This is a genomic window from Pseudomonas sp. 05N36 (assembly GCF_056397385.1).
In genome coordinates this window covers 145,782-170,412 of record NZ_JBFTNH010000009.1, presented here as the reverse complement: position 1 = coordinate 170,412, position 24,631 = coordinate 145,782, and the positions used below count along the sequence as shown (strand labels likewise).

At 59.7% G+C, this 24,631-nt stretch carries 16 protein-coding genes; 6 read left to right on the top strand and 10 right to left on the bottom strand.

Annotation, left to right across the window (positions count from 1 at the left end; translation table 11 throughout):
* Nucleotides 1-115 precede the first annotated feature (115 nt).
* From AC1DIH_RS14205 to AC1DIH_RS14190, 4 genes are all read left to right on the top strand, one after another.
* Complete coding sequence (locus tag AC1DIH_RS14205) at nt 116-1,219, top strand: extracellular solute-binding protein (protein WP_477766570.1); 1,104 nt, start codon at nt 116-118, stop codon at nt 1,217-1,219.
* 195 nt (nt 1,220-1,414) lie between these two features.
* Nucleotides 1,415-2,323 (top strand): ABC transporter permease, encoded by a 909-nt coding sequence (locus AC1DIH_RS14200; protein WP_103315060.1) that lies wholly within the window; start codon nt 1,415-1,417, stop codon nt 2,321-2,323.
* Entirely contained in the window at nt 2,320-3,168 is an 849-nt protein-coding gene (locus AC1DIH_RS14195) for an ABC transporter permease (RefSeq protein WP_054593756.1), read from the top strand. Before AC1DIH_RS14200 ends, AC1DIH_RS14195 begins: the two co-directional genes overlap by 4 nt.
* Nucleotides 3,169-3,186: 18 nt before the next feature.
* Nucleotides 3,187-4,242, top strand: coding sequence for an ABC transporter ATP-binding protein (locus AC1DIH_RS14190; RefSeq protein ID WP_477766573.1), 1,056 nt, complete (start codon nt 3,187-3,189; stop codon nt 4,240-4,242).
* 62 nt (nt 4,243-4,304) lie between these two features.
* Here AC1DIH_RS14190 and AC1DIH_RS14185 read toward each other — a convergent pair whose 3' ends face one another.
* Complete coding sequence (locus tag AC1DIH_RS14185; RefSeq protein ID WP_477772143.1) at nt 4,305-5,234, bottom strand: AraC family transcriptional regulator; 930 nt, start codon at nt 5,232-5,234, stop codon at nt 4,305-4,307.
* 335 nt (nt 5,235-5,569) lie between these two features.
* Here AC1DIH_RS14185 and AC1DIH_RS14180 point away from each other — a divergent pair, with 335 nt between their 5' ends.
* Nucleotides 5,570-5,935: a putative quinol monooxygenase gene (locus tag AC1DIH_RS14180; RefSeq protein ID WP_477772142.1), complete on the top strand. Its 366-nt coding sequence runs from the start codon at nt 5,570-5,572 to the stop codon at nt 5,933-5,935.
* Between the two features lie 9 nt (nt 5,936-5,944).
* The gene (locus tag AC1DIH_RS14175; RefSeq protein ID WP_019693304.1) at nt 5,945-6,208 is read left to right on the top strand and encodes a hypothetical protein; all 264 of its coding nucleotides are present in this window, start codon (nt 5,945-5,947) and stop codon (nt 6,206-6,208) included.
* Nucleotides 6,209-6,212: 4 nt separating this feature from the next.
* Here AC1DIH_RS14175 and AC1DIH_RS14170 read toward each other — a convergent pair whose 3' ends face one another.
* The 9 genes from AC1DIH_RS14170 to AC1DIH_RS14130 form a co-directional block, all read right to left on the bottom strand.
* Nucleotides 6,213-6,842, bottom strand: a complete 630-nt coding sequence (locus AC1DIH_RS14170; RefSeq protein ID WP_477772141.1) for a flavin reductase family protein — start codon at nt 6,840-6,842, stop codon at nt 6,213-6,215.
* Between the two features lie 293 nt (nt 6,843-7,135).
* On the bottom strand, nt 7,136-7,462 hold the full coding sequence (locus AC1DIH_RS14165) for a hypothetical protein (RefSeq protein WP_477772140.1): 327 nt from the start codon (nt 7,460-7,462) through the stop codon (nt 7,136-7,138).
* Nucleotides 7,463-7,931: 469 nt separating this feature from the next.
* Nucleotides 7,932-9,251: an MFS transporter gene (locus AC1DIH_RS14160; RefSeq protein WP_477772139.1), complete on the bottom strand. Its 1,320-nt coding sequence runs from the start codon at nt 9,249-9,251 to the stop codon at nt 7,932-7,934.
* 322 nt (nt 9,252-9,573) lie between these two features.
* Nucleotides 9,574-10,908, bottom strand: coding sequence for a sigma-54-dependent transcriptional regulator (locus AC1DIH_RS14155; protein ID WP_477772138.1), 1,335 nt, complete (start codon nt 10,906-10,908; stop codon nt 9,574-9,576).
* The gene (locus AC1DIH_RS14150) at nt 10,902-12,710 is read right to left on the bottom strand and encodes a sensor histidine kinase (RefSeq protein ID WP_477772158.1); all 1,809 of its coding nucleotides are present in this window, start codon (nt 12,708-12,710) and stop codon (nt 10,902-10,904) included. The genes AC1DIH_RS14155 and AC1DIH_RS14150 overlap by 7 nt, the downstream gene beginning before the upstream one ends.
* 63 nt (nt 12,711-12,773) lie before the next feature.
* The gene (locus AC1DIH_RS14145) at nt 12,774-15,536 is read right to left on the bottom strand and encodes an RHS repeat domain-containing protein (RefSeq protein WP_477772137.1); all 2,763 of its coding nucleotides are present in this window, start codon (nt 15,534-15,536) and stop codon (nt 12,774-12,776) included.
* A gap of 66 nt (nt 15,537-15,602) precedes the next feature.
* The gene (locus tag AC1DIH_RS14140) at nt 15,603-18,290 is read right to left on the bottom strand and encodes an RHS repeat domain-containing protein (RefSeq protein ID WP_477772136.1); all 2,688 of its coding nucleotides are present in this window, start codon (nt 18,288-18,290) and stop codon (nt 15,603-15,605) included.
* A 1,392-nt stretch (nt 18,291-19,682) separates the two neighbouring features.
* A complete protein-coding gene (locus AC1DIH_RS14135; RefSeq protein ID WP_477772135.1) occupies nt 19,683-22,820 on the bottom strand; it encodes a SpvB/TcaC N-terminal domain-containing protein in 3,138 nt (1,045 codons plus the stop codon).
* A 227-nt stretch (nt 22,821-23,047) separates the two neighbouring features.
* Nucleotides 23,048-24,571, bottom strand: coding sequence for a fumarate hydratase (locus AC1DIH_RS14130; RefSeq protein ID WP_054593746.1), 1,524 nt, complete (start codon nt 24,569-24,571; stop codon nt 23,048-23,050).
* Nucleotides 24,572-24,631: the final 60 nt, after the last annotated feature.

Sequence of the window (24,631 nt, the reverse complement as noted above, 5' to 3'; positions counted from 1 at the left end):
ATGAACCCGCAGACCTCGCTACAACCCTTGTAACACGGGGGCTTGCAGCGGATCGAAGAGCGCGGGCGCAAGGGATGCTCCTAACTCATACCTACAACAATAAAGGGAGTCCTTCATGGGCGATCATGATCTGAACAGAAGACAATTCATCAAGACCGTCGGTGTTGCATCGGTTGCGGCGGCTGCCATGAGCATGCCGTTCATCCGCGCCAACGCCAGTGACACACGTTTTCAGGGCAAGACCCTGCGGCTGTTGACCTGGTCCGATGACACCGGGCTTGCGGCACTGCGCAACATCGCCGCGACCTTTGAAGCCAAGACCGGCGCCAAGGTCATCGCGGACCGTACCGGCAGTACTTCGGAAATGGTCGCCAAACTGAAGGCCGGTGGTGATCGCCCGCAATACGACGTCATCACCCTGGCTGGCGTCGGCGCTGAAGGCCTGGCCGCTGCCGGGTTGCTGGAAAAGCCTGACCTGAACCGCATTCCCAACCTGATCGACGTACCGGAGAAATACCGCACCGGGGCCAACGGTCACGGCATCGGTTACCTGCTCTGGTGCAACAGCCTCGTCTACAGCAGCCGCACTCAGAAAGAAGCTCCGGACAGCTACGCGGCCCTGTGGGACGCGGACCTGGCACCGAACATCTTCCTGCCGCCGCCGAACTGGACCGAGGCCATGGACCTGATCATCATCGCCGCCAAACTGGCCGGTGGTGACGAACACAACATCGAACCCGGCTTCAAGAAACTCGCCGAGCTCAAGAGCCGCGTGGTGACCCTGGGCGAAAACCCGAACCAGATCGCCGAACTGTTCCGCACCGGCTCCCTGGACATGGGTGGGCTGTACGCTCCTGCGTTCTTCCCGAAACAGATTCGCGACCCGGCCTACGGTCTGAGTGCAACCTTTGGCATGAAGGAAGGTTTCTACACCGACCTGATGCAGTCGGTCATGCCGAAGAACCGCCCGGGCGATACCGACCTGGCCTATGCCTTCATCAACCACTCACTCGACCCGCTGGTGCAGGGCAAGATGGCCGAAGACATCTACAACGGTCCGGTCAACGCCAAGGCAATCATCTCTGCCGAAGCGCGCAAGAGCCCGTACATCCTCACGCCGGAGCAGATTGCCGAGAAGGCGATCATGCACGACAACGCCTTCCTGGCGACCGTGCATGACCAATGGATTCGTCGCTACACGGAAATCTTCTCTTCCTGATCGAGTGCCGAACACAGGCCCTTCAATCACCGAAGATCCCCTGTGGGAGCGAGCCTGCTCGCGATGACGGCCTACCTGTCGACATTGATGTAACTGACAGATCGCTATCGCGAGCAGGCTCGCTCCCACAAGGGGTCAATAGGTCTTGGAAGTCCTGTGTTCACTCAGCTGTTTTCCATTGACGAGACCATTGCTATGGAACACCAACCTCTGACCCAAACGGTCAGCCCCGTTGCCGTACGCCCGAGCTTCGGTGTTTCGCCGACGACGCGCGCCTGGTTATTTCTTTCGCCATCGATGCTGTTTCTCGGTGTGCTGATTGCTGCCAGCCTGCTGGTGTTGCGCATGAGCGTGGGCACCAAAGGCGCGGAATGGAGCGGATTCAGCCTGGCCAGTTATGCCCAGTTGCTGGAACCCTATTACCTCAAATCCCTGCTGCTGACCTTGCGTCTGGCATTGATCAGCGCAGTGATTGCCGTACTGCTGGCGATTCCGGTGGCGTACACCATGTCGCGCCTGACCTCGCCGTTGCTGCGTCGAGTGTTTCTGGCCGCGGTGCTGTTGCCGTTGCTGGTCAACCTGCTGCTGCAAAGCTACGGCTGGCTGGTGATCCTGGGGCCTGGCGGGATGCTCAACCAGGCGCTGATGGGCCTGGGCCTGATCAAGCGTCCGATCATGCTGCTCTACAACCAGAACGGCGTATTGATGGGCCTGGTCCAAACCGCTTTCCCGTTGGCCGTGTTGCCGATTGCCAGCGCCATGCGCGGCGTTGCCCGCACTTACGAGGAAGCCGCGGCGACCTTGGGCGCGAGCCGCCTGAAGGTGTTTTTCCAGGTGGTGCTGCCGATGAGCATGCCGGGAATCATCACCGGCGCGACCCTGGTATTCGCCTACAACGCCAGCAGCTTCGTGGTGCCGTTGCTGCTCGGCGGTCGGCGGGTGCCGATGCTTGCGGTGATGGTGCATGACCAGATCGCCCCGCTGATGAACTGGCCTGCCGCCTCCGCGGCGGGTGTGGTGCTGATCGTCACCACGCTGGCCATCATGACCTTGTCCGAATACATCACTGGCCGTCGTCGGCGCATGCTGGAGGCTTCGCAATGAGCACGTTGAGCAAGAAGCGCCTGTCACTGTTGCCAGGCGATACCGGTAAATTTGCCGGGATCCTTTCAGGTGTCATCCTGTTTCTGGCGGTGTTGCCGATCCTGACCATGATTGTCATGTCGTTCAGTGGTTCATCGAACCTCGACTTCCCGCCCAGCAGCTACAGCCTGCAATGGTACAAGGCCGCCTGGCACACCTTCGTGTCCCCGGACGCCAGTGATGTGCTGAGCCTGGGCAAAGCCATGAGCACCAGCCTGATGGTGTCGTTCATGGCCATGATCTTCGCCACCCTCGTTGCGGTGCCGGCGGCTTATGCACTGACCCGCCTGGAGTTTCGTGGCAAAGCCATGGCACTGCAATTGATGTCGCTGCCGTTGGTGTTCCCGATGGTGGTACTGGGCCTGGCGTTGTTGCTGGTGTTCGACAGCCTGCCGTTCCAGATGACGGTGTCGCGACTGGTGATTGCCCACGTGATCCTGGCCTTGCCGTTCGTGGTGAAAAACTGCACCGCGGCGATGCTGTCCATCGGCAGCGAAGTCGAAGAGGCCGCGCAAATGCTCGGCGCTTCCCCGACGCGGGCGATTGTCGATGTGGTCGTGCCGTTGATGAAGTCGGGGATCCTGGCCGGGATGCTGCTGGCGTTCATTGTCTCGTTCAACGAGTTCACCGTGACGTACTTCCTCTACACCATTGATGTCATGACCGTGCCTATCTGGATGTTCAGCCGCACCGTGTCGTCGCTGGACCCAACCGTATTCTCGTTTGCCGTGCTGATCGTGCTGATCGACTTCGTCCTGATCTGGGCGTTGGAGAAGCTGGTCGGTGAAGGTGGCGTCTCGTTCTGATTTCTGGAGGTAATTAATATGACTGGTCTGATTCTGGAAAACGTCGAGAAACGTTACGGCACGGCGTGTGCGGTCAAGGACGTCAACCTGCACCTGCCTGAGGGCAAGCTGGTGTGTTTTCTTGGCCCTTCGGGCTGTGGCAAAACCACCTTGCTGCGAATGATCGCCGGCCTGGAAACCCTTTCCGGCGGCGAGATTCGCCTGGACGGTGAAGACATCGGCAACACACCGGCGCACCTGCGCAACTTCGGCATGGTGTTTCAGTCGCTGGCGCTGTTCCCGCATATGACGGTCGGCGAGAACATCGCCTATCCGCTGAAACTGCGTGGCGTGAGCAAGGCTGATCAGCAGGCGCGGGTGGTGGAGTTGCTGGAACTGATTCAGCTGCAAGAAATGATTGATCGCCCGGTTGCGAAGCTCTCGGGTGGTCAGCGTCAGCGCGTGGCGATTGCCCGGGCGATTGCCTCGCACCCGAAAATCCTCCTGCTCGACGAACCGCTGTCGGCCCTCGATGCCAAGCTGCGCGAATCGATGCAAGTGGAGATTCGTCAGCTTCAGCAACGCTTGAACATCACCACCATCATGGTCACCCACGACCAGCGCGAAGCCATGACCATGGCCGATATCGTGGTGGTGCTGGGGCAGAATCGGGTGCAGCAGGTCGGCACGCCGATCGAGATCTACCGGCATCCGGCCAACGAGTTCGTCGCCGACTTTATCGGCTCGGGGAACATTTTCCCGGCCACCGCATTGGGTGACGGCAAAGTCGGTTTGCCCGGTGGCGATGCGCTTCAGGTGCCGATTTGCAGCAGCATCGTGGTGGGCGAAAAGGTCAAGATGCTGGTGCGTCCGGAAGACCTGCAGCTGTCGCACCCACAGGCAACCGCCGGTAATCGACTGCTGGGCAGGGTGACGTTTGTGCGCGATATCGGCGCGACGATCGAGACCACGGTCGAGTGTTCCGGGGTGTCGCTGACGGCGTTGAGCACGCCGTGCCAGGGCATCGGCCTGAGCATCGGCAACCCGGTGTCGGTGACCATTCCATCCGAAGCCTGCCGCGTGCTCGGCGCCTGACTTACTGGCCTCATCGCGAGCAGGCTCGCGATGAGGCCGGCATAGCCTGCCGAAAAGTCAGATCAAACCGTCATCCGCAACCGCGCCAGATCCCGCAACGGCGGCGCGCCAAACAGCCGGCTGTACTCGCGGCTGAACTGCGAGGGGCTTTCATAGCCCACGCGGTAGCCCGCCGCCGAGGCGTCGATGCCCTCGGCGAGCATCAAGCGCCGCGCTTCCTGCAGGCGCAGTTGCTTCTGATACTGCAGTGGACTCATCGCTGTCATCGCCTTGAAGCGATGGTGCAGGGTCGACACGCTCAGGTTCACTTCCCTGGCCAACTCATCAATGCGCAACGGCTGCTCGTAGTTACCGTTGAGCCATTTGATCGCCTGGCCGATGCGATGGCTCTGGCTGTTGGCGACGGCAATCTCATACAGCCGGTGCCCCTGCTGGCTGCGCAACAAGCGATAGAGAATCTCCCGACGAATCAGCGGCGCGAGCATGGCGATGTCTTTCGGGGTGTCGAGCAAGCGCGCCAGGCGCAGCACGGCATCGAGCATCGGCTGATCCAGTTGTTCGACATACAGGCCACGTCCGGCAGGACGGGTGGGCACGCCGATGGGGCCGGCGTCGGCGATCAATGCGGTGATTTCCGCCGGGTCGATATCCAGGCGCAAGGCGAGGATCGGTTCCTCGGGCGAGACATCGACCACCCGCCCGCTGAGCGGCATCGAGACCGACACCACCAGATAGTTGAGCGGGTCGTAGTTGAAGACTTCGTCGGCCAGCCGGACTTCCTTGCGCCCTTGGGCCATGATGCACAGGGCCGGTTGCGCGAGCACCGGGGCGAAGTCGTGGGACTGGCTGTGACGCGACAAAAATAACGAGCCGATGGTGGTCGCGTAGCTGCCGTCTTCACTGGTATTGCGACGGATGATTGCCGCGAGCTCCACACGCTGTTTTTCCATGTTGGCGTCCAGCGGGGCGTGTTTGGAATCCAGAGACGGCATGTAAAACATCCTCGGCAAGGAGATGGGATGAGCACAGCTTAAATTTGTGCAAGTCCAGGTGGTAGGCGAATCCTGCGCAAAACTTGCCTGATCCTGCTGTGTGGTCGGATTCAGCATAGAGAACGTGAACATAACGCGGGAAAACTTGCTTGAAACCCCTTTGTCACATTCCAGGATCAGCGCTTGCCATGGCACGGCGATAACACTGTTTGCGTGCAGGATTGTGCAACAAGCCGGCAGGAATCGACTAACGGGCCTAACGCCCGTCGCTTAATCTCTGTCCCTGTCGCAGCTTCTCTCAGGCTGCCGATCGTCTACATCAGGGAGAGTCGAACATGTCCACGCAGATCCCCGTCAGCCATATGGCTTTTGTCCGCGCCCGTGCTGGCCGCTCGATGGAATTGGGCGCGCGTTTGAGCAGCCTCATCGAACCGTCGCGTCAGGCCAGCGGTTGCCTGCACTTTGCCTTGCAGCATTCGTTGTGCGATCCCGAACTGTGGCTGGTGTCCGGTTTTTGGGTCGACCAGCAGGCCATGACCGCCTATTTCGGCACCCCGGCCATGCAGATATTTGCCGAGCTGGTGCAGGAGTTGGTGGTCAATAGTCTGGATTTTCACACCTTCAGTGAAGTGTCGGCAGCTCAGGCTCGCGGCGAATATCCGCAGTTGAACAGTGCGTCATTACACCAGTTGGCCAGTTGACGGTTTAGAATGGCCGACTTTCCATTGGCCAGGATCCGCGACATGGCACGTAAAGAGTTTGCACAGTTCGAAGCAGTTTCCGCCGTAGTACCAGGTGAAGGAGGCTACAGCGCCGCCATCGCCGTCAAAGCCCTGGGTGGCTCAGGCGCCCCGCGTTTTCACAAAATCCTCGATGAACAGACATTCAAGACCGCCTTCGAAGCCGATCAGGCTGCCGAGCAGAAGCTTGAGCAGTTGACCGACGTCGCTGAAGACGGCGAACTGGTCTGGTAACGATTTACCGGGTCGCCCCCGGGCGGAACATCTTGAACAAGGCCTCAGGTCCCAACTGAAAGTAGTCCGCCGGCCCGCCGCCGCGCAGAATCGGTTCTGCCGCGGCGGTGTCGTACACCCCATCCTTGAGCAGCCACTTGGCGATATGCACGGCGACCACTTCGCCGAGGATCAGCCAGCTCGGCACCACTTCTTTATCAGCACGTTGCAACTGAATGATCTGCGTGACCTTGCATTCGAAGGACACCGGGCTTTCGGCGACCCGTGGCACCTGAATGATTTTCGACGCTGCCGGCGTCAGCCCGGCCAGTTCGAATTCGTTGACGTCGGCCGGGACCGCCGCGCAACTCTGGTTCATCTGCTCGGCCAGCGGACGAGTGGCCAGGTTCCAGGCGAATTCGCCGGTCTGCTCGATGTTGTTCAGGCTGTCTTTACGGCCGATGCTCGAGAACCCGATGATCGGCGGAATGTAGTTGAACGCATTGAAAAAGCTGTACGGCGCCAGGTTCAGCTGACCTTCGGCATCCTGTGAGGAAATCCAGCCGATAGGCCGCGGGCCGACGATGGCGTTGAACGGGTCGTGGGGCAGGCCATGGCCCAAGGCAGGTTCGTAGTAGTGAATGTCGTCGGGCATTGCGCGGGTTCCTGAATGCAAGGCTTGAAGGGATGAAGGTCATAGTGCAAGGGCTGAAGGCTTATTTCCAGCTGTCATGGGACATCAAAACAATGAGAGCCAATGTGGGAGCGAGCTTTTGTGGGAGCGAGCCTGCTCGCGATGACGGCTTAAAATTCAACATTGCAGTTGACTGATCGACCGCTATCGCGAGCAGGCTCGCTCCCACAGGGACTGTGTGGCTTCAGACATTTCTTGTCCCCCTAAAACAACTAAGCCCGGCCGAAGCCGGGCTGTGAAGTCTGCCCAAGGTGTTAGCCGATAGCGGCGGCAGTACCGGTGCGATCAAAACCATCGGCGGCGATAGCGTCGGCGGTGCCGGTGTGATCAAAGCCGTCGGACGCGACCTTGGCCGAGCCAGTGCGATCGAAGCCGTCAGCGGCGACTTTGGCCGAGCCAGTGCGATCGAAGCCGTCAGCGGCGACTTTGGCCGAACCAGTGCGATCGAAGCCGTCAGCAGCCACAGCGGCAGAACGTTCAGCGGTGAAAGCGCCAGAACCGGTGCGGTCATAACCGTCGGCGGCGAAGGTGCTGGCGGCCAGTACGAAGAGGGTCAGAGCGAAGATCAGTTTGGTTTTCATGATGTGTACTCCAGGTGTGTTTGCGTGTTGTACGTTGGGTATGGAGTTCATACTACGCACATAGAATTGATTAAAAAGCGCAAATAAATGCTAAAAACAATCGATTAAATAGATATTAAGGCCGTGGCAGAGTATTTCCAGACACTGCTTCGAGGCCTGCATTGTGTATACGTACGAGATGTCGATATGGATTCAAGCGGCGACAGAACCAGAGTGTCGGCAGGGCATTAACGGATCGTTATCGGTTCGTCGCGGGTTTGGGGGGGGGGATTGGTGGTGTGCAGAACACGTACGCGAGTCGTGGGGCTGCTGAGTTGTCTTGATCGGCTCGGGACCTAGTAATGGCCATCGCGAGCAGGCTCGCTCCCACACTGACCGAGTCAGACACAGATTTTATGTCTGACATCGATCTAATGTGGGAGCGAGCCTGCTCGCGATGTGGCCAGTACTGCCAACCTCTATGTGATGGTCAGTCAGTCTCGATCCGCGAGTGTTTGCGGGTGTCTTTCATGGTCACATACACCAGCAACGACACCGCGATGCAGGCGGTGACATACCAGTAGTAACCGGTTTCCATACCAATGCTCTTGAACCACAGGGCGATGTATTCAGCGGTACCGCCGAAGATCGACACGGTCAGCGCATACGGCAGGCCGACGCCCAGGGCGCGGATTTCGGTGGGGAACAGTTCGGCTTTGACCACCGCGTTGATCGAGGTGTAGCCGCTGACGATGATCAGCGCCGCCATGATCAGGAAGAACGCGCCCCACCAGGTCTGGATGGTGTGCAGGGTGGTGAGGATCGGCACGGTGAACAGGGTGCCGAGAATGCCGAAGGCGATCAGGATCGGCCGCCGCCCGACTTTATCCGACAAGCCGCCGATGACCGGTTGCAGGCACATGAACAGGAACAGCGTGGCCGCCGAAATGGTGGTGGAGTCGGAGATGCTCATGCCGACCGTGTTCACCAGGTATTTCTGCATGTAGGTGGTGTAGGTGTAGAAGGCCAGGGTGCCGCCCATGGTCAGGCCGACCACGGTCATCAGTTCCTTGGGATGACGCAGCAGGGTGCGCATGGCGCTTTCTTTGGACTTCTCTTTCTTGGCGAACGACTCGGTTTCTTCCATCCCGCGACGCAGGTACAACGCGACGATGGCACACAGTGCACCGATGGCAAACGGAATACGCCAGCCCCAATCGTACAGTTGTTCGGTGGTCAGGGTTTGCTGCAGCACGATCAGCACGCCCAGGGCGATGAGCTGGCCGGAGATCAGCGTGACGTACTGGAAGCTCGAGAAGAAGCCGCGACGTTCCTTGGTCGCCATTTCGCTCAGGTAAGTCGCCGAGGTGCCGTACTCGCCGCCGACCGACAGGCCCTGCAGCAAACGGGCGAACACCAACAGAATCGGTGCGCCGACGCCGATGGTTTCATAACCCGGGCTCAACGCGATGATCAGCGAGCCAAAGCACATCAGGTACACCGACGCCATCAGCGCCGCTTTACGTCCGGCGCGGTCGGCATACAGGCCCATCAGCCAGCCGCCGATCGGGCGCATCAGAAAGCCCACGGCGAAAATCGCAGCGGTGTTCAGCAGTTGGGCGGTGGTGTCGCCTTTGGGGAAAAAGGCTTTGGCGAAGTACAGCGAGAAGGCGGCGTAGACATACCAGTCGTACCACTCGACCATGTTGCCGACAGAGCCGCTGAAGATCGACTTGATGCGGCTGGCCGTGGTCTTTTCTTTGGCAGGCACAGCGGCCGACCCAAGAGGCAGGGTTTGTGAGTTATCCATGACGGATCCTTCATTTAATTGTTTTTGTGGAGCGCGCGTAAACGCAGCCTGGGAGGGCTATAGCAGGAGCTGTGCCAAGGGGGAGAGGGCCGGTTTAGAGGGGGTTACGGGAATGAGTGAGCGGAAATCCGCTTATTCAGATTGGGTGACAGGCGAAAAGCCGCTTATCCAGTTCATTGATTTGCGTTGTCTGTACCTGCCTCATCGCGAGCAGGCTCGCTCCCACAGTGGATCGGCGTATTACACAAAATTTATGTACACCCTGGATCAAGTGTGGGAGCGAGCCTGCTCGCGATGAGGCCGTTACAGACAGTACAAAAATTCAGCTTTCTCGCAGGAATGTTTCTCGGCTCAGCCCATGCCGCTGCATCTTTTCATTGAAGGTCCGGCGCGGCAGTTGCAGTTCTTCCAGCACGGCTTTGATATCGCCCTTGTGCCGGGTCAGCGCGGCTCGCAGGCACTGTGCTTCGAAGGCTTCCTGCTGGGCGGCGAGGGACTGGCCGGGTTCGATGCCGACCGGTTCCGGTTCGCCCAGGCCCAGCACCTGGCGCTCGGCGACGTTCGCCAGTTCGCGCACATTGCCCGGCCAGTCGTGGCTCAGCAACCGACTCAACTGCGGGCCGCTCAGAGGCGGAAAGCTGCGTCCCAGCCGCTGCGCGGCGGCATGAGCGAAGTGTTCGAACAGTAACGGAATGTCCTCACGCCGTTCGCGCAACGGCGGCAGGCGCAACTCCGCAACGTTCAGTCGATACGCCAGGTCTTCGCGGAAACGCCCGGCGCGGGCTTCATCGAGCAGGTCGGGTTTGGTTGCGGCAATGATCCGCAGGTCCACGTGAATGCTCTGGTTGGAGCCCAGTCGTTCGAGCTTTTGCTCCTGCAACACGCGCAGCAATTTGACCTGCTGAGCCAGCGGCATGCTTTCGATTTCATCGAGGAACAAGGTGCCGCCATCGGCGTATTCAAGCTTGCCGATACGTTTGCCCTGAGCGCCGGTGAAGGCACCGCTTTCATGACCGAACAACTCGGCTTCGAACAGCTGCTCGGGGATTGCGGCACAGTTCAGTGCCACGAACGGCTTGTTGGCGCGCGGGCCGAAATCATGCAGGCAGCGGGCGACCAGCTCTTTGCCGCTGCCGGTTTCGCCGCGGATCAGCACGTTCACCGGCAGCGCCGCAAGGTCCAGCACTTGCCGACGCAGGGTCTGCAAACCACGGGAGACGCCGAGCAGGCTGGCGTCGAGTTTGCTGCGGTTGTCGGCCTGTTCGTGCAGGGTGCGGTTTTCCAGCACCAGTCGACGTTTGTCCAGCGCCCGACGCAGGCTGCTGAGCAAGGTTTCCGGGCTGAAGGGTTTTTCGAGGAAGTCGTAGGCGCCATCGCGCATGGCTTCAACGGCCATCGGCACATCGCCGTGACCGGTCAGCAGGATCACCGGCAAATCGGCGTCCCGCTGTTGCAGCCGGGCCAGCAGTTCCAGGCCGGTCATGCCGGGCATCCGCACATCGCTGAGGATCACCCCCGGGAAATTCGCCGGCAACTGCGCCAGGCATTCATCGGCGCGGCTGAACAGTTTGACCTCGAACCCCGAGAGGCTCAGCCACTGTTCGACGGCATTGCGAATGCTGCTTTCGTCATCGACCACGATCACCGCGTTCAACATTGAATGTGCGCCTCCAGATCGATGGGCAAGGTGAGGGTGAAGACCGCGCCGTCGCCGTGATTGTCGGCACTCAGGCGACCACCGAGTTCATGCACGATGGCGAACGATACCGCCAGCCCGAGGCCCAGGCCATCACCCACCGGTTTGGTGGTGAAGAACGGATCGAAGACTTTCGGTAGATCCTGCGGCGCAATACCGCCACCGCTGTCGGCGACGGTCAGGCGCCACAGTTGTTCATCGGCTTCAAGGCGGATTTCCAGGCGCTTGACGGGTTTGTCACGCATCGCATCGAGGGCATTGCGCAGCAGATTGATCAGCACCTGTTCCAGGCGAATCGCATCGCCGCGAACCCAGGCCGGGCGACTCAGGTGCAACACACTGTCGATCTGTTCATCGCGCAGCCGAGCGTCAAGCAACTGCAAGGATTGATCGACCACCGCTGCCAGGTCCAGCCGCTCGCGCAAACCGCTGGGGCTTTTACGGGCGAATGTCTTGAGGTGACCGGTGAGGGCGGCCATGCGCGTCAGCATCTCATCCACCGGCTTCAGCGCTTTATACGCGTCGTCGACCCGGCCGTGATCGAGCAACAGGCGCAAGGTCGCGAGCTGCATGCGCTGGGCGGTGAGTGGCTGGTTGATTTCATGGGCCAGCGCCGCTGACATTTGCCCCAGCGCCGCGAGTTTGGCTGATTGCACCAGACCGTCCTGAGCGGTGCGCAGCTCGCGAGTACGCTCTTCGACCAAGCGTTCAAGCTCTTCGCGGCTGCGCTGGCGCAACCTGGCCAGACGCCAACGCTGGCTGAGGAACAGCAGCAAAAACACCAGCGTCAGCCACACTCCGGCAGCGGCCAGCCCGGCGTTTCGCACATCTTCGAAGGCCAACTGCGGGCGCCGCAACAGGTGCAAGGTCCAGCCTTCGGTGCTCAAGGGCAGCGATTCCCACAGGTAATCCGCTGTGCCGTCGGGGCCGTCGACGCGGGCCAGGTAACTGTTTTCGTCAAAGCGCCGAATCGGTTGATGGTCGAGCGGGGTCAGTGGTTGCTTGTCGTATTGGCGGGTGGTTTTGAGCTCGGCGCGATCAGTGTCCGATAGCGTGCCCAGCAACCGATAGCGCCACCCCGGCTGATTGGCGATAAACACAATGCCCCGCGCATCGCTGACCAGCAGGGTGTCACTGCCTTGACGCCATTCGCGCTCCAGCTCCGGAAACTCGAGTTTCACCACCATGGCGCCGAGAAACTCGCCGTTATCGCCCGTCACCGCACTGGACAGAAAATACCCGGGAATTCCACTGGTCACGCCCACCGCGTAAAAGCGCCCGGCGCCCTGGCTGCGGGTTTGGCTGAAGTAGGGCCGAAAGCCGTAGTTGTGGCCAACGTAGCTGCTGGGCAAGCGCCAATTGCTGGCAGCCACGGCCAGGCCGGTGTGATCCAGCAGTTCCAGGGTGGACGACTGGGCCGCGCCGTTGATCTTTTCCAGTTTGCGGTTCAGCGCGTCTTGCTGCTGCGGGCTGACCGGGCCATCGAGCGCCGAGCGTAGTTCCGGGTCCAGCGCCAGTACGGCGGGCAGGGCGCGGTAACGTTCGATCAGCGTGTGCAGGGAATTGGCGTACAGCGCCAGCTGCTGATTGGCGCGGGCGGCATCGTCCACCTCGGCCTGGCGTTCGGCGTGGCGCATGGCCAGGCCGGCTGCCAATGCAGCACCGGCAATGATCAGCAGGGTGTACAGCGTCAAGCGTAAAGCACGAGAGGTCACAGGCATGGTGTCAGAAACATGCAGAAAGACGGGCCGGCACCATAGCATGTCGATGATGTGGGTTCCCATGCGCAAACCATCGGGCCGGCTCGTCTCTTGTGGCGATCAGAATCAGGCCGCCCGGTGTTTATTGTGCACTGTGTGTTGATGCAGTAACTCTCTTGCCTTTTGTACGGCGACTCGAGTTTCGCTGATCTGTGACTGAATCTCTGATTTGCTGATAATGCTGGAGTTTCCTGTCTCGATGCTGGGAGTGAGCGCGTCTTTTGCGGTGCTGATGATGGCGCTCAAACCGTCCAGCTCGAACGCTTCGACGCCTAGAAGCTGGAACGCTTCATCGATCGTCTGGGCGTCTTTTGCAAAATTGTGGTCCAGTTCAATTAATTCGTTATTGAGTTTTTCAATTTTTCGGGGGGACAGCCCGCTCATCAATTCGGTTGCATCGGCGGCTGATATCAGTGACGAAATAAACGCGTTTGGGAGTTCCATCACCAGTCCGAGCAAGGCCGATCCTGCCAGTCTGATAGACGCCTTGAGACCTTTGAGGGTGCGTAGATCGTATGTTTGAAGAGCATTCTGGGCTTTCTTGTGCAGCGCATAAGGCTTCGTGGTGCCGTCATACAGAATTTTTGCATGACTGATTTGTGTTACTTGCGGGACGAGGGGCGCAAAGAATTTTCCGCTGGTGTCCGTTTTTTCCATGGTTGTTTCAGCGCCATATGAGGCTGCAAATCCGGCAAACAGTGCCGCCGGTCCCAGGAGGGGGGCGGCGGCCAGTGTTGCTGCGCTACCGGCAGCGGTTTTTACACCGGCTTTAATGAAGTTGGCGGCGGTGTTTTTCCCGAGCCTTTTCACGATGTCTTTTTTGTAGAAACTGTTGCTCAACTGATCATTCAGAACTCCCAGGTTTTTTTGTGCAATGAAGGTGATTTCGGAGTAATCGGCCAACTGTTGCTTGATCTCGCTTTCTTCCTTGTTGCCGCCGGTGTCATCGAAATAGCGAAGTGGATTATTGCTCACCATCGCATACCGATTCAGCCCGTCCACATCCCCCATCGGATCGGCGCTGATCCAGCGCTGCAACCAGGGCGCGTAATACCTGGCGCCATAGTCATAAAGCCCACTGGCATCCATCTCCTTGCCTGAATAGCGAAGGGTCTTGTGATCGGCCTCCACGTGGGAGAGCGCCGCGTACCAGCAGGTGCCGCCGTAGGGGTAATAGAACTCCAGACTGATCACCGCGCCGCCGCGATCCAGCTCCAGAGCGGTGGAGCCCAGATGATCACCGAGGTGGTAACGCATTTGATCGGGCTCGATGCCGGCGGGTTTTCCACTGACCCAATGCAGGCAACGCACACTGCCCACGCCGGTCGAGAGGGTGATGACATGCAATTGTTGGCCGTCGTCGCGGGTGCGGATTTCAAGCCCCGGCAGATAGCGCACGTTGTGGAAGTGGTTAGCGGACGGGGTATGCCATACATGGTGTTTGCAGACCCGCACTCCTTGGCTATAGAGACAGGTTTCTTCATCGTCGGGCAGGCCGTTGCTGTGTACGAGCAAGGTCACTTTGGCCAGTTGGTCACGGGCATTCCAGTTCAGCGGCTGGCCACGTTGCAGCAGTAACTGGTTGCCGTTGGGGTCGAAGAGTTCATCGAAAATCGGCTCTGGATCACCTTCCTCCCAACGCACGCCGCGGTTGCTGTGTTCATCGATGCGCATCTGGCGAGTGAAGGTGTTGCCGTCGCGGCGGTGACACACTGTCGTCAGGTTGTTGGCTTGATCGTATTGGTAATGCTCGGTGTAGTTGAAGCGGCGACCGGGGTCGATGGGCGTGATCAAGTCTGGCAAGCCCGGCTGGAGATTGGGTTTTTCAGCCTCGAAACCGCTCGCCCGTGTCAGCCGGTACAGCGAGTCATAGGCAAACTCGCGATGACCGTCGATGCGCTGATTGGCGAAGAATACCGTGGTCAGTGTGTGGTCTTCGATGCGCAGCACATTGCCCATGCGGTCATGGACATACTCAAGGTTCTGGCACAGCGCTTTGCCGGGTTTTCCGGCTTTGAGCGTATGCAGTCGACCGTCGACAGAGTCGTAGCCCCAGGTGCTGATCACGCCGTTGCCGGCGTTCTGTTCGATGATCTGGCCGGCAGCGTTGTACTGCGCGTCGTTGAGAATGTCTTGACGCGGGCTGGCGGTGTCGAGTTGCAGCATGACCTGCTTGAGTTGCCCGGCAATGTCATAGCGCGTGTGCTGCTGATGGGCGCCGGCATCGGTCTGGGTCAGCACCACGCCGAGGGCGCTGTAGTGTCGGTGGCTGGTGTAGCGATGGGTGTCGGGAAAGGTGCGGGTTTCACTCAATGGCTGACCGTGCAGGCTGAAACCGCTGAAACTCAACACGCCTGCGCGATCGATCAGTTCGATAAGCTGGCCGCGTCGATTGTGCCCGGGGTCGGCGGAGGCGCCGGCGTAGGTAAAGGTTTCGACCTTCGGTTGAGCATTTTCCTCGACAGCGACCACGCGCATCAGGTGATCGTAGGTGGTTCGCCAGTGATGACCGCGTTGATCCCAATGTTGAAGCATTTCACCGGCCAGTCCGGCCAGGCTCAGGCGCAGACCGGCGTCGACGCTGTCGACCCTGAGCGCTTCGCCCGACAGTCGATAGACTGTGGCCTGGTTAGGTTTGGGGGCCTTGCCGAACAGTCGCGGGTCCCATTGCTCGACCAGCCGTCCGAGCGTGTCATGGCGTTGCCGGGTGATCAGTGTTTCCAGCGCTCCACCAGCGACCTTGCGCAGATAACCGACCCGACGGATCGACAAGCCGCGAGAGTCGTTGGCTTTCAGTTCAGGTGTGCGCCAGTGGACATTTGTGCTCATCGGGTCTGCTCGGGTGTTTTTCTTCAGCATCCTGGCCCTGTCAATTGTCATTGACGGGCTAGGGTCTCATACCGCTGTTTCAAGCGCTCTTCGGGTCCTTGGTTTGGGAATAGGGCGTTGCTCTGATGTAGCTCCCGGCGCCTCGCGCGATACGAACTTGCCGGCTTCATCAATCATCAGGACAACGTTTTTACCCATGTTGCTGGCGGAGTTACCGAGTTCGGTGGCCTGACCCTTGAGTTCTGCCAGTACGTTAGCGGCTTCGGTCAACGCGTTTTGGGCGCTGTCGATTTTTGAGCGCAGGGCGTCATGAATATCGATGCCTCGGCGCATTTGCTCCAGCACTTCAAGTTGATCCAGCGGCGACAATTGCTCCATTAACGAGGTCACGGCTTTTTCGCGGAAATCATCCAGCTTGTTTTGAAGTGCTTCCGGGAGCTTGCCGTTGGCCAGGTCATTGGCGCCATTGGAGAGATCGCGGGTGACATTCCTGATCTGTTCGGTCTGCAACGTTTCGGCGACGCGTATGCCTTGCTTGAAAAAACGGTAACGCACATAGGACGCGAGAAGGCCTCCAATCAAGCCACCCACCATGCCTCCAACCGCGTTCCCTATGACCGGTGCGAACGTCCCGGCCGCACCCCCTAACGTCGCGCCTACGGTCGCTCCCAAGCCAAAGGCCGACAGACCATTTTTTGAAAAGAGGTACTTGCGAAAGGTCATGCCGCTTCTGATCTCGGGAGTGACATGAGCTTCGTCATCAGGGCCATCAAAGTTCTTTGCCGCGTCATCGACTTTACTGCCTACGTCGGCTGCCGTTTTGAACAGGCTGGTGGCTCGTTCCCAGAACCCCGATCTTGCGCCGCCATCGTTGTCGATATAACTCATCGGGTTGTTACCCACCATCGCATACCGGTTCAGCCCATCCACCGCGCCCTTGGGATCGGCACTGACCCAGCGTTGCAGCCAGAGTGCGCAATAGCGCAGCCCGAAGTAACAAAGCCCGCTCACATCCATCTCCTTGCCTGAGTAACGGATGGTTTTGTAACTGGCCTCCACGGTCGAGCGCGCCGCCCACCAGCAGGTTCTGCCGAAGGGGGAGTACAACTCGTGGCTGATCACTGCGCCGTTGCGGTCCAGTTCGAGGGTGCTGGAGCCCAGGTGATCGTCGAGGCTGTAGCGCAGTTGATCTTGTTCAATCCCGGCGGGTTGGCCCTTGACCCAGTGCAGGCAGCGCACGCTGCCGGGAAGGGTAATGACGTGGAGTTCTTCGCTGTCGTCGAGGGTGCGATTTTCCAGCCCCGGCAAGTAGCGGACATCGCAGCGGTGGCGGACGGCCCCGGCGTGTGTGATCAGCTGTTTGTGTACACGCACGCCATGGCTGTAAGCGTAGGTTTCCTTATCGTCCCCTGTGTCGCGCTTGATCAGGGTGGCGCTGCCCAGCTGGTCGCGATGATTCCAGGCCAGTGGCTGACCTTTTTGCAGCATCAGCTGATTGCCATGATCATCGAAGCCTTCCTCAAACACCGGCTCGGGGTCGTCTTCCTTCCAGGCGAGGCCCCGATTGCTATTGGGGGCGATGCGCAGGTGATGGGTGTAACAGTTGCCTTCACGCTGGTGACAGAGCGTCGTCAGGTTGCCACCCTGATCGTAATAGTAGCGCTCGGTGTAATTGAGGAGGCGGCTCGGATCGATAGGCACGATCAACTCGGGCAGCCCCGGGCGGATCGTGGCGCTGGCCACTTCAAAACCGCTGGCACGGATCAGCCGGGACAGCGAGTCATAGGCAAAGTCACGGTGGCCATCGACTCGCTGGTTGGCAAAGAATACCGGTTTGAAACGGTGATCCTCGATACGCAGGATGTTGCCCATGCGGTCGTAGTAATAACCGAGGTTTTGAAGCAGTGGTTGCCCTGGGATTCCGGCCCTTTGATTCGTCAGGCGACCATCGGCAGGGTCATAGGTCCAGGTGCTGACAACGCCGTTGCCAGCGGTTTTCGTTTCAATTTGAGCGAACGCGTTGTAGGTCAAACCCTGCAATACCGGTTGCAGCAAGTCCTCATCCTTTAGCTGAAGAAAGCTCTGCTTGAGCTGCCCCGCGAGGTCGAAGCGAGTGTGCTGTCGATGGCCGGCGGCATCGGTCCGGGTCAGTTCCGCGCCATTGGCGCTGTAGTGCCACGAGGTGCTGCAGGCCTTGCCGTCGAGGAATGTTCGGGTTTCGCTCAACGGCGCGCCCAGCAGGCTGAAACCTGCGAAGTCCAGCCTGCCCGCCGGATCCTCCAGAGCCGTTTTCCGACCACGCAGGTTGTGGCCCGGATCGGCCGAATGGTCGGCGTAATTGAGGCGTTCGACGATGGTCTGCGGCTGCCCGGGCGGCTGTTCGTGCAGGGCGATCATGCGCAACTGCGGATCGTAATCGGTTTGCCAGTGACAACCGCGCCCATCCCAGCGTCGCAGCGCTTGCCCGGCGACCCCGAGCAGGTTCAAACGCAGACCGGCGTCGACGCTGTCGACCCGCAGTGCATTGCCGGATAACCCATGGACCGTGGAAATGTTGGGCTTTGGGGCGATACCGAACAGTCGCGGGTCCCATTGCGCGATCAAGCGTCCGATGGGGTCATGGAACTGTCGGCTAACGAGGGTTTCCACGGGACCGCCGATGACCTTGCGCAGGTATTCGACGTGCCGAACGGTCAAACCACGGTTGTCGTTGACCTTCAGGGTCGGAGTATTGCGATGCACCTGAAGGTTCATGGCGTGTTCCGGTCCTGGCGTTTATCGGGCTCAGGTTCATGGGTGTCGTTGAAATCTTCACTGGTTTGAAACCAGGGGTGGTAGGTCTCGCGAGACTCATAGCCTTTGGCATTGATGATTTTGACCGGTCGGCCCAACGGATCATAAAACTGCTGGTCGTGATGGCCGAACCGGCGAAACGATGCATCGTTGATGTAGCGCCAGGCGTTGGCAAAGTAGGGGCGATAGACCCGCACGGCCAAGCCCTTGTTGTTGTATTCCACCCGTTCGCTGACGCGCCAGCGCGGGTCGGCGTGACGCTCCTGCGGTTTGCCGGTCTCGGGGTCGAGTTCCAGCTCACCTAGTGATGTGACCGCATAAGCCATGCCCGGCTCAACCCGCTGCTTGGTTTGCAAGGTCCGGCCAAAGCCATCGATGCAGGTCAGTTGCATCTGGATTTGCTGGCCCGTTTCGGCGTCTGGATAGTCATCGGCGGTCAGCACCAGGCTGTGCACGGGTTCACGCGTAACACGGCGAATCAGCTCCAGCAGCGTCTGCTCATCCGCTGTTCTGGCCTTGAGCCTGGCAAGACGCAGGCGAGCGGAGGCGCGAATATGCAGGGACGGCAGAATGTAGCCTTGTGCGATCCACCGGGCTAACCGATCAGGGGGCTGGCGCGCCGTATCGGGCAACGTGCCCATCCAGCTGAGCAAGTCCTTGCGCAATACGCTGGCCGCTCGTTGCAGGGCGGCGACCGGAGCTCCGATGGCGGCGCCAGGGCTTCGATCTTCAGGGAGAAGGTGTTTATCGAGGGGATCGAAACCGACGTGCGCGCCGTTTTCAGTGCCAAAGAAGCCCGTGGCCAGCGGTTGCCCGGAGGGTTCGTAGAGCGCTTCCTGAATATTCTCGTTGGCATCGATGACGCGTTTTGGCTGGAGTGCGTGGTAGTCGAATTCGGCGCGTGTGATGCAGCCGTCCGGCAACTCGACTGCCGTGGTCAGCAAGTGATAGGGGTCGTAGCTGATCGTGGTAACGCCGTGACTGGCGGTTGCATTGAATTGCAGTACTTTGTTGAAACCGTCGAGGTCGTCATAACGGGAAAAACCGTGCAGGCCCGACCAGAGGTTTTCCTGCTGGTCTTGTTCCTTGTCTTCGTCGAGAAACAACGGCATGGGTTTGAAGCCGATGTTCAGCAGTTCCTCCCTGATGTCGAAGGGCGCCGGCAAGGTGTCATAAGCGTCCAGAGCCGTCTTGTCATATTCCGCCCGTTCCAGGGGCCCCGCCAATGCCTGGAGCTGGGCGCTGCCGTCTGGCAACAGGCTGCCGTCAGTGGACAGATAGCTTTGCCGCGATAACTGGCTCAACTGCCGCAACGCGTTCCACTCCTCCCACGTGTGGGATTGGTTCAGGCGTTCATACGACACTTCTTCGGGCTTGAGCCCGGCAGGCAGCGAGCCTTTGGGCAGCTCCAGCACATTGAGGCGTTGGCGCCACGGCAAGCCGCAGTCGCCAGCCGTGCAGCGCGTCCAGGTGAATGAACCGGGCACGCGATTCGCTCAGGTAATAACGCTGTTGAGCTTCATCGTGGGCATCCAGCCACCATTGAGCCTCATCGGGATCTGCGAAGGGTGGGGCATCCTTTTCGGTTTTGCGCCGTGCATAGTTGACGGTCAACGCGTGAACAGGCGTGCCGAAGCGGTCCCACTGCAGGGTGATTTCATGACGACACAGCGGATCGTCGACGTGGCGTTCGTACTGGTAGCTGATGTTTTCGACCCGCAACGGCAGGACAATCGCATGGGGATGGTGCGGCGCCATGGGCCTGAGTTCTCGCACCAGATAACGTGACTGCTCCACCGAGTAGGGCATGGCCGCGACGCGGTCTTTGTGTAGCCCGAAGACTTCCACGCGCAGCACCGAGCCACTCAGTGCCCGGGCAATTTCGTGCAGGGTGGCTTCGTCAGTGGGTTCGATGAGTTCATCGACGCCGTCGTTCTCGTGGAAGCGACTGATCAGCGTGTCACCCAAGCGATGGGCCTGGTCGTCACCGTTGAAGTAGTCCTCGCGAGGCAAGTTCACCCTGCGTCCGGTATGGAACCAGGTGCAGGTCAATGTGGGCGCGGTAAAACCGCTATCGCCTTCCTCCTGGCTGGTTTCACTGTCGGTTTGGTGCAGTAATCCAAAGCCGCGAAACTCGCGGTCATGGCTGTCGTAATAGCCATGGAAGTAGCGGAAGAACTGATTCAGGCAGTTGCCGGTAATTTCATCGAGCTGACTCTGGTGGCTGACCACCCGTACCGGGAACGGCAGGTAGCAGGGCGGCGGTTTATCGGCATCCGGCGATTGTCGTTTTTCATCCAGCCATTCTTGTGCCGAACTGCGGTAGCGCACGGTGCCACTGCAGCCCATATTGTTATTGGTCGCTATCAGCGCGTAAGGCCGCACGCTGACAAAGTCATAACGCCAGTGCCGTGGCGATGGGTACGGCACTGTGAAGATCAAACTGGCGCAGCCGAGCCCTTGCAGGTCGGCGAAGTTGACCTGGCTCAGAGTGTCGTAGCGCACACCCTCGGGCCAGGCCACGCTGATCGGTGTTTGCCTGAGTCGATTGCCGCCGAGATTGAGGTAGATATCGAAGTGATCCGAATGCAGGTAAATCACCGACGTGGCACCGCAGCCATCGATGTCGACGATTCGCACCCGCGCCGCGTCGAATGTCCCGTACTCGAGGGGCAAGGTGTCCATGACGAACCCTTTGCCGAAACGTCCGTGACCCAGGTTCGGCCAGCATTTGATTTCGTCGTGGCGAATCCGGCACAGGTCCGGCAGTTCGTTGCCCAGCATATGGCCGAGAAATACCAGTTCGCTGCGTGAGTTGCTGAACAATGGCAGGCTGTCGTTCGGCTCATGGGGCACGTCCTCCACGGGACCGAAGCCGTCTTTACGAAGGCTGGGGTAAAGACGCACGCTTTTTGGGCCGATCAGCGCCAGTGAACTGAGGCCGCTGCCTGTCAGGTCGCCGAACTGTGCCACAGCGTTGAAAAACTCCAGGGGAAAGGAGGTGAAGGGGCTGAACGGCGACCAGCTGCGATCAGGGTTGAGGGCATAGAAACCACTGAAAGCCGGTTGTGCAACGATCCAGTCGAAAAAGCCATCACCGGTCAGGTCGTTCAGCGACTGCTTCACCGGTTTGCTGCCATCGGTGACCGGGATGCTCGGCAATTCCCGCCACGGGCCGTAGGTTATTTCATCGGGGTGGTTCGGCCCTCGCATCGGTTCGCGGTAGTACCAGCTCTGATCGTATTGGCAGAGGAAACCGGGTACACCCTCGCCGTACAGGTCGATGCATTGATGGTGTTGCCCATCCTGGATGCCTGGCATGTGTTCAAAAGGGAAGAACGGAGTTGACTGGGTGTTGATGTCAGGCGCTGAGTACTCGAATTCCATGGGCGGCATGTTTTCCACCGCACCACTGGCGTCGTAGGCTTGATAGTGCGCGGCGTGCAGCTGGCTGTAGAACGCCGGCTCCGGGTGATATTCCAGGAGCAGGCGCTTGACCAGTGCGGGATTTGGCCCCAGCTCGTCGGGGAAGTGGTGAAACATCAAAACCTGCCGGCACAGGCGGCGGGTGCTCAATTCGAAGCTATAGCGATAGGAAAAGAACGAGTCGGGGCGAATCAGCCACTCGCCGATGTCATCGTCCGGTTGTGGAAACGGTTCGCCAAAGACGGGTTTCTTGTCCCACTCCACCGTACGTTCGCCATAGTCGAACAGCAGATGAAAGTGCCAATCCAGTTCGGCCGGGTTGTCCACGGTCCAGGCATGCAGATGCGCGCTGGCGCTGAAGTTGCCGTAACACACCCGTCGCAGATAGCGTTGGGCCCGGTAGTCGTGGGGTTGATCGTCGAGCGGGTCTTCGGGTTTGTACTCGAAGACGATGTGTTCGCCATGGGCGTTCATGCTTTCGAGCAACAGCCAGGCGCCAACCCGTAATACGTCGTTTGGATCGGCGCGCCGCGAAGCCTCGGTCTTGCCATAAATGTGCAGACTGCCGTCGGCCCCGTGTACCAGCCAGAAAGGCGGCTGGTTAAGCCTGGTGCTCGATTGCCAGAGTTCGATCCGATCGAAGGCGCCTTCGACTCGAGGCCAGTAACGAATCACCGTGTGTTTGCCAACGGGCTCACCGTTATAGTGATCCTCTGGTCGGAACTGGATGTGCCCATCCTTATCGCGCTCGGGCATCCATTCATCACCGCTCGGCCCCACGATGACATCGTCTGCGAGGTAGCGCGGCACGCCTTTGCTGGTCTGGCGAGTAATGGCGTTGATGCTCAAGCGCCAACCGAAGCCGAACGGGCCATTGCCTGCCTGGCTGTCGTAGCTCAGCACCAGTGCCGGATCAAAGCCGCGTCCCGGCGAGATCGGCAACGGTAACTCGAAGGAAGCCTTGCCGCTGGTGCCAATGGCACCCCAGCTTTTGCCAATCGTGGTAATCGCAGCGCTCTTGGTAATCGAAGGCGGGGTGAGGCTTTGGGCGGCTTGATCTTCCATGGTCGATTCTGTTCCAGCCTGACGAGCGGATGACTCACGCTACCAAGTAGGGGACACGACGTAACCTGTCAGACCTGACAGGTGAGAGGGTTTTTTCTAGAACGAATACGCTTAACTGCAGGGTTTTTTATCGCCATCCGTTTGTAGCGCCTTGCGCAAATGACAGGCGAAAAAAAGCCGCACTGTTTTTGCAAACACTGCGGCTTTCTTGACCTGCGGTTAACGACTTACTGCACTTCTACCGCCAGGCTTTCACTGATTTTCTTCTGCCAGATGGCAGGTCCGGTGATGTGCACCGACTCGCCCTTGCTGTCGACCGCAACGGTCACCGGCATGTCTTTGACGTCGAACTCGTAGATCGCTTCCATGCCCAGTTCGGCGAACGCCACCACGCGGGATTTCTTGATCGCTTGCGCCACCAGGTAAGCCGCGCCGCCCACTGCCATCAGGTAAACAGCCTTGTGGTCCTTGATCGCTTCGATCGCGGTCGGGCCGCGTTCGGATTTGCCGATCATGCCCAGCAGGCCGGTTTGCTCGAGGATCTGGCGGGTGAACTTGTCCATCCGCGTCGCGGTAGTCGGGCCAGCTGGGCCAACCACTTCTTCGCGTACCGGATCGACCGGGCCGACGTAGTAGATGAAGCGACCCTTGAGGTCCACCGGCAGGGTTTCACCCTTGTTCAGCATCTCGACCATGCGTTTGTGCGCAGCGTCGCGACCGGTGAGCATCTTGCCGTTCAGCAGGACGGTTTCGCCCGGCTTCCAGCTCTGCACTTCTTCAGGTGTCAGGGTGTCGAGATTGACGCGGCGGGCCGACGGGCCGGCTTCCCAGACGATTTCCGGGTAGGCGTCCAACGGTGGCGCTTCCAGCGACGCCGGGCCGGAACCGTCGAGCACGAAGTGCGCGTGACGGGTGGCGGCGCAGTTGGGGATCATGCACACCGGCAACGAAGCGGCGTGGGTCGGGTAATCCATGATCTTCACGTCGAGCACGGTGGTCAGGCCACCCAGGCCCTGGGCGCCAATGCCCAGTTGGTTGACCTTCTCGAACAGCTCCAGGCGCATCTCTTCGATACGGTTGGACGGGCCGCGTTTTTTCAGCTCGTGGATGTCGATGGATTCCATCAACACTTCCTTGGCCATCACCGCGGCTTTCTCGGCGGTGCCGCCGATGCCAATGCCGAGCATGCCCGGTGGGCACCAGCCAGCGCCCATTTCCGGAACGGTTTTGAGCACCCAGTCAACGATCGAGTCGGACGGGTTGAGCATGGCCATTTTCGACTTGTTCTCGGAGCCGCCGCCCTTGGCTGCCACATCGACTTCCACGGTGTTACCCGGGACGATCGAATAGTGGATCACCGCCGGGGTGTTGTCCTTGGTGTTTTTCCGTGCACCGGCCGGGTCGGCCAGGATGGAAGCGCGCAGGACGTTTTCCGGCAGGTTGTAGGCGCGACGCACGCCTTCGTTGATCATGTCGTCCAGGCTCATGGTCGCGCCATCCCAGCGCACGTCCATGCCTACGCGCACGAACACGGTGACGATACCGGTGTCCTGGCAAATCGGACGGTGGCCGGTAGCGCACATGCGCGAGTTGATCAGGATCTGCGCCATCGAGTCGCGGGCTGCCGGCGATTCTTCACGCAGGTAGGCCTCGTGCATCGCCTGGATGAAATCCACGGGGTGGTAGTAGGAAATGAACTGCAGGGCGTCAGCAACGCTCTGAATCAGGTCGTCTTGCTTGATCACGGTCATGAGTCGCGCTCCTCTAAAAGACGGGAACATTCAATAAGGTGCTTGCAGTTGGGGTGCATC

Bases quoted from the DNA above. Each gene is read 5' to 3' on its own strand.
- AC1DIH_RS14205 (WP_477766570.1), top strand. From the start codon at position 116: ATGGGCGATCATGATCTGAACAGAAGACAATTCATCAAGACCGTCGGT.
- AC1DIH_RS14200 (WP_103315060.1), top strand. From the start codon at position 1,415: ATGGAACACCAACCTCTGACCCAAACGGTCAGCCCCGTTGCCGTACGC.
- AC1DIH_RS14195 (WP_054593756.1), top strand. From the start codon at position 2,320: ATGAGCACGTTGAGCAAGAAGCGCCTGTCACTGTTGCCAGGCGATACC.
- AC1DIH_RS14190 (WP_477766573.1), top strand. From the start codon at position 3,187: ATGACTGGTCTGATTCTGGAAAACGTCGAGAAACGTTACGGCACGGCG.
- AC1DIH_RS14185 (WP_477772143.1), bottom strand. From the start codon at position 5,234: ATGCCGTCTCTGGATTCCAAACACGCCCCGCTGGACGCCAACATGGAA.
- AC1DIH_RS14180 (WP_477772142.1), top strand. From the start codon at position 5,570: ATGTCCACGCAGATCCCCGTCAGCCATATGGCTTTTGTCCGCGCCCGT.
- AC1DIH_RS14175 (WP_019693304.1), top strand. From the start codon at position 5,945: ATGGCCGACTTTCCATTGGCCAGGATCCGCGACATGGCACGTAAAGAG.
- AC1DIH_RS14170 (WP_477772141.1), bottom strand. From the start codon at position 6,842: ATGCCCGACGACATTCACTACTACGAACCTGCCTTGGGCCATGGCCTG.
- AC1DIH_RS14165 (WP_477772140.1), bottom strand. From the start codon at position 7,462: ATGAAAACCAAACTGATCTTCGCTCTGACCCTCTTCGTACTGGCCGCC.
- AC1DIH_RS14160 (WP_477772139.1), bottom strand. From the start codon at position 9,251: ATGGATAACTCACAAACCCTGCCTCTTGGGTCGGCCGCTGTGCCTGCC.
- AC1DIH_RS14155 (WP_477772138.1), bottom strand. From the start codon at position 10,908: ATGTTGAACGCGGTGATCGTGGTCGATGACGAAAGCAGCATTCGCAAT.
- AC1DIH_RS14150 (WP_477772158.1), bottom strand. From the start codon at position 12,710: ATGCTATGGTGCCGGCCCGTCTTTCTGCATGTTTCTGACACCATGCCT.
- AC1DIH_RS14145 (WP_477772137.1), bottom strand. From the start codon at position 15,536: ATGAGCACAAATGTCCACTGGCGCACACCTGAACTGAAAGCCAACGAC.
- AC1DIH_RS14140 (WP_477772136.1), bottom strand. From the start codon at position 18,290: ATGAACCTTCAGGTGCATCGCAATACTCCGACCCTGAAGGTCAACGAC.
- AC1DIH_RS14135 (WP_477772135.1), bottom strand. From the start codon at position 22,820: ATGGAAGATCAAGCCGCCCAAAGCCTCACCCCGCCTTCGATTACCAAG.
- AC1DIH_RS14130 (WP_054593746.1), bottom strand. From the start codon at position 24,571: ATGACCGTGATCAAGCAAGACGACCTGATTCAGAGCGTTGCTGACGCC.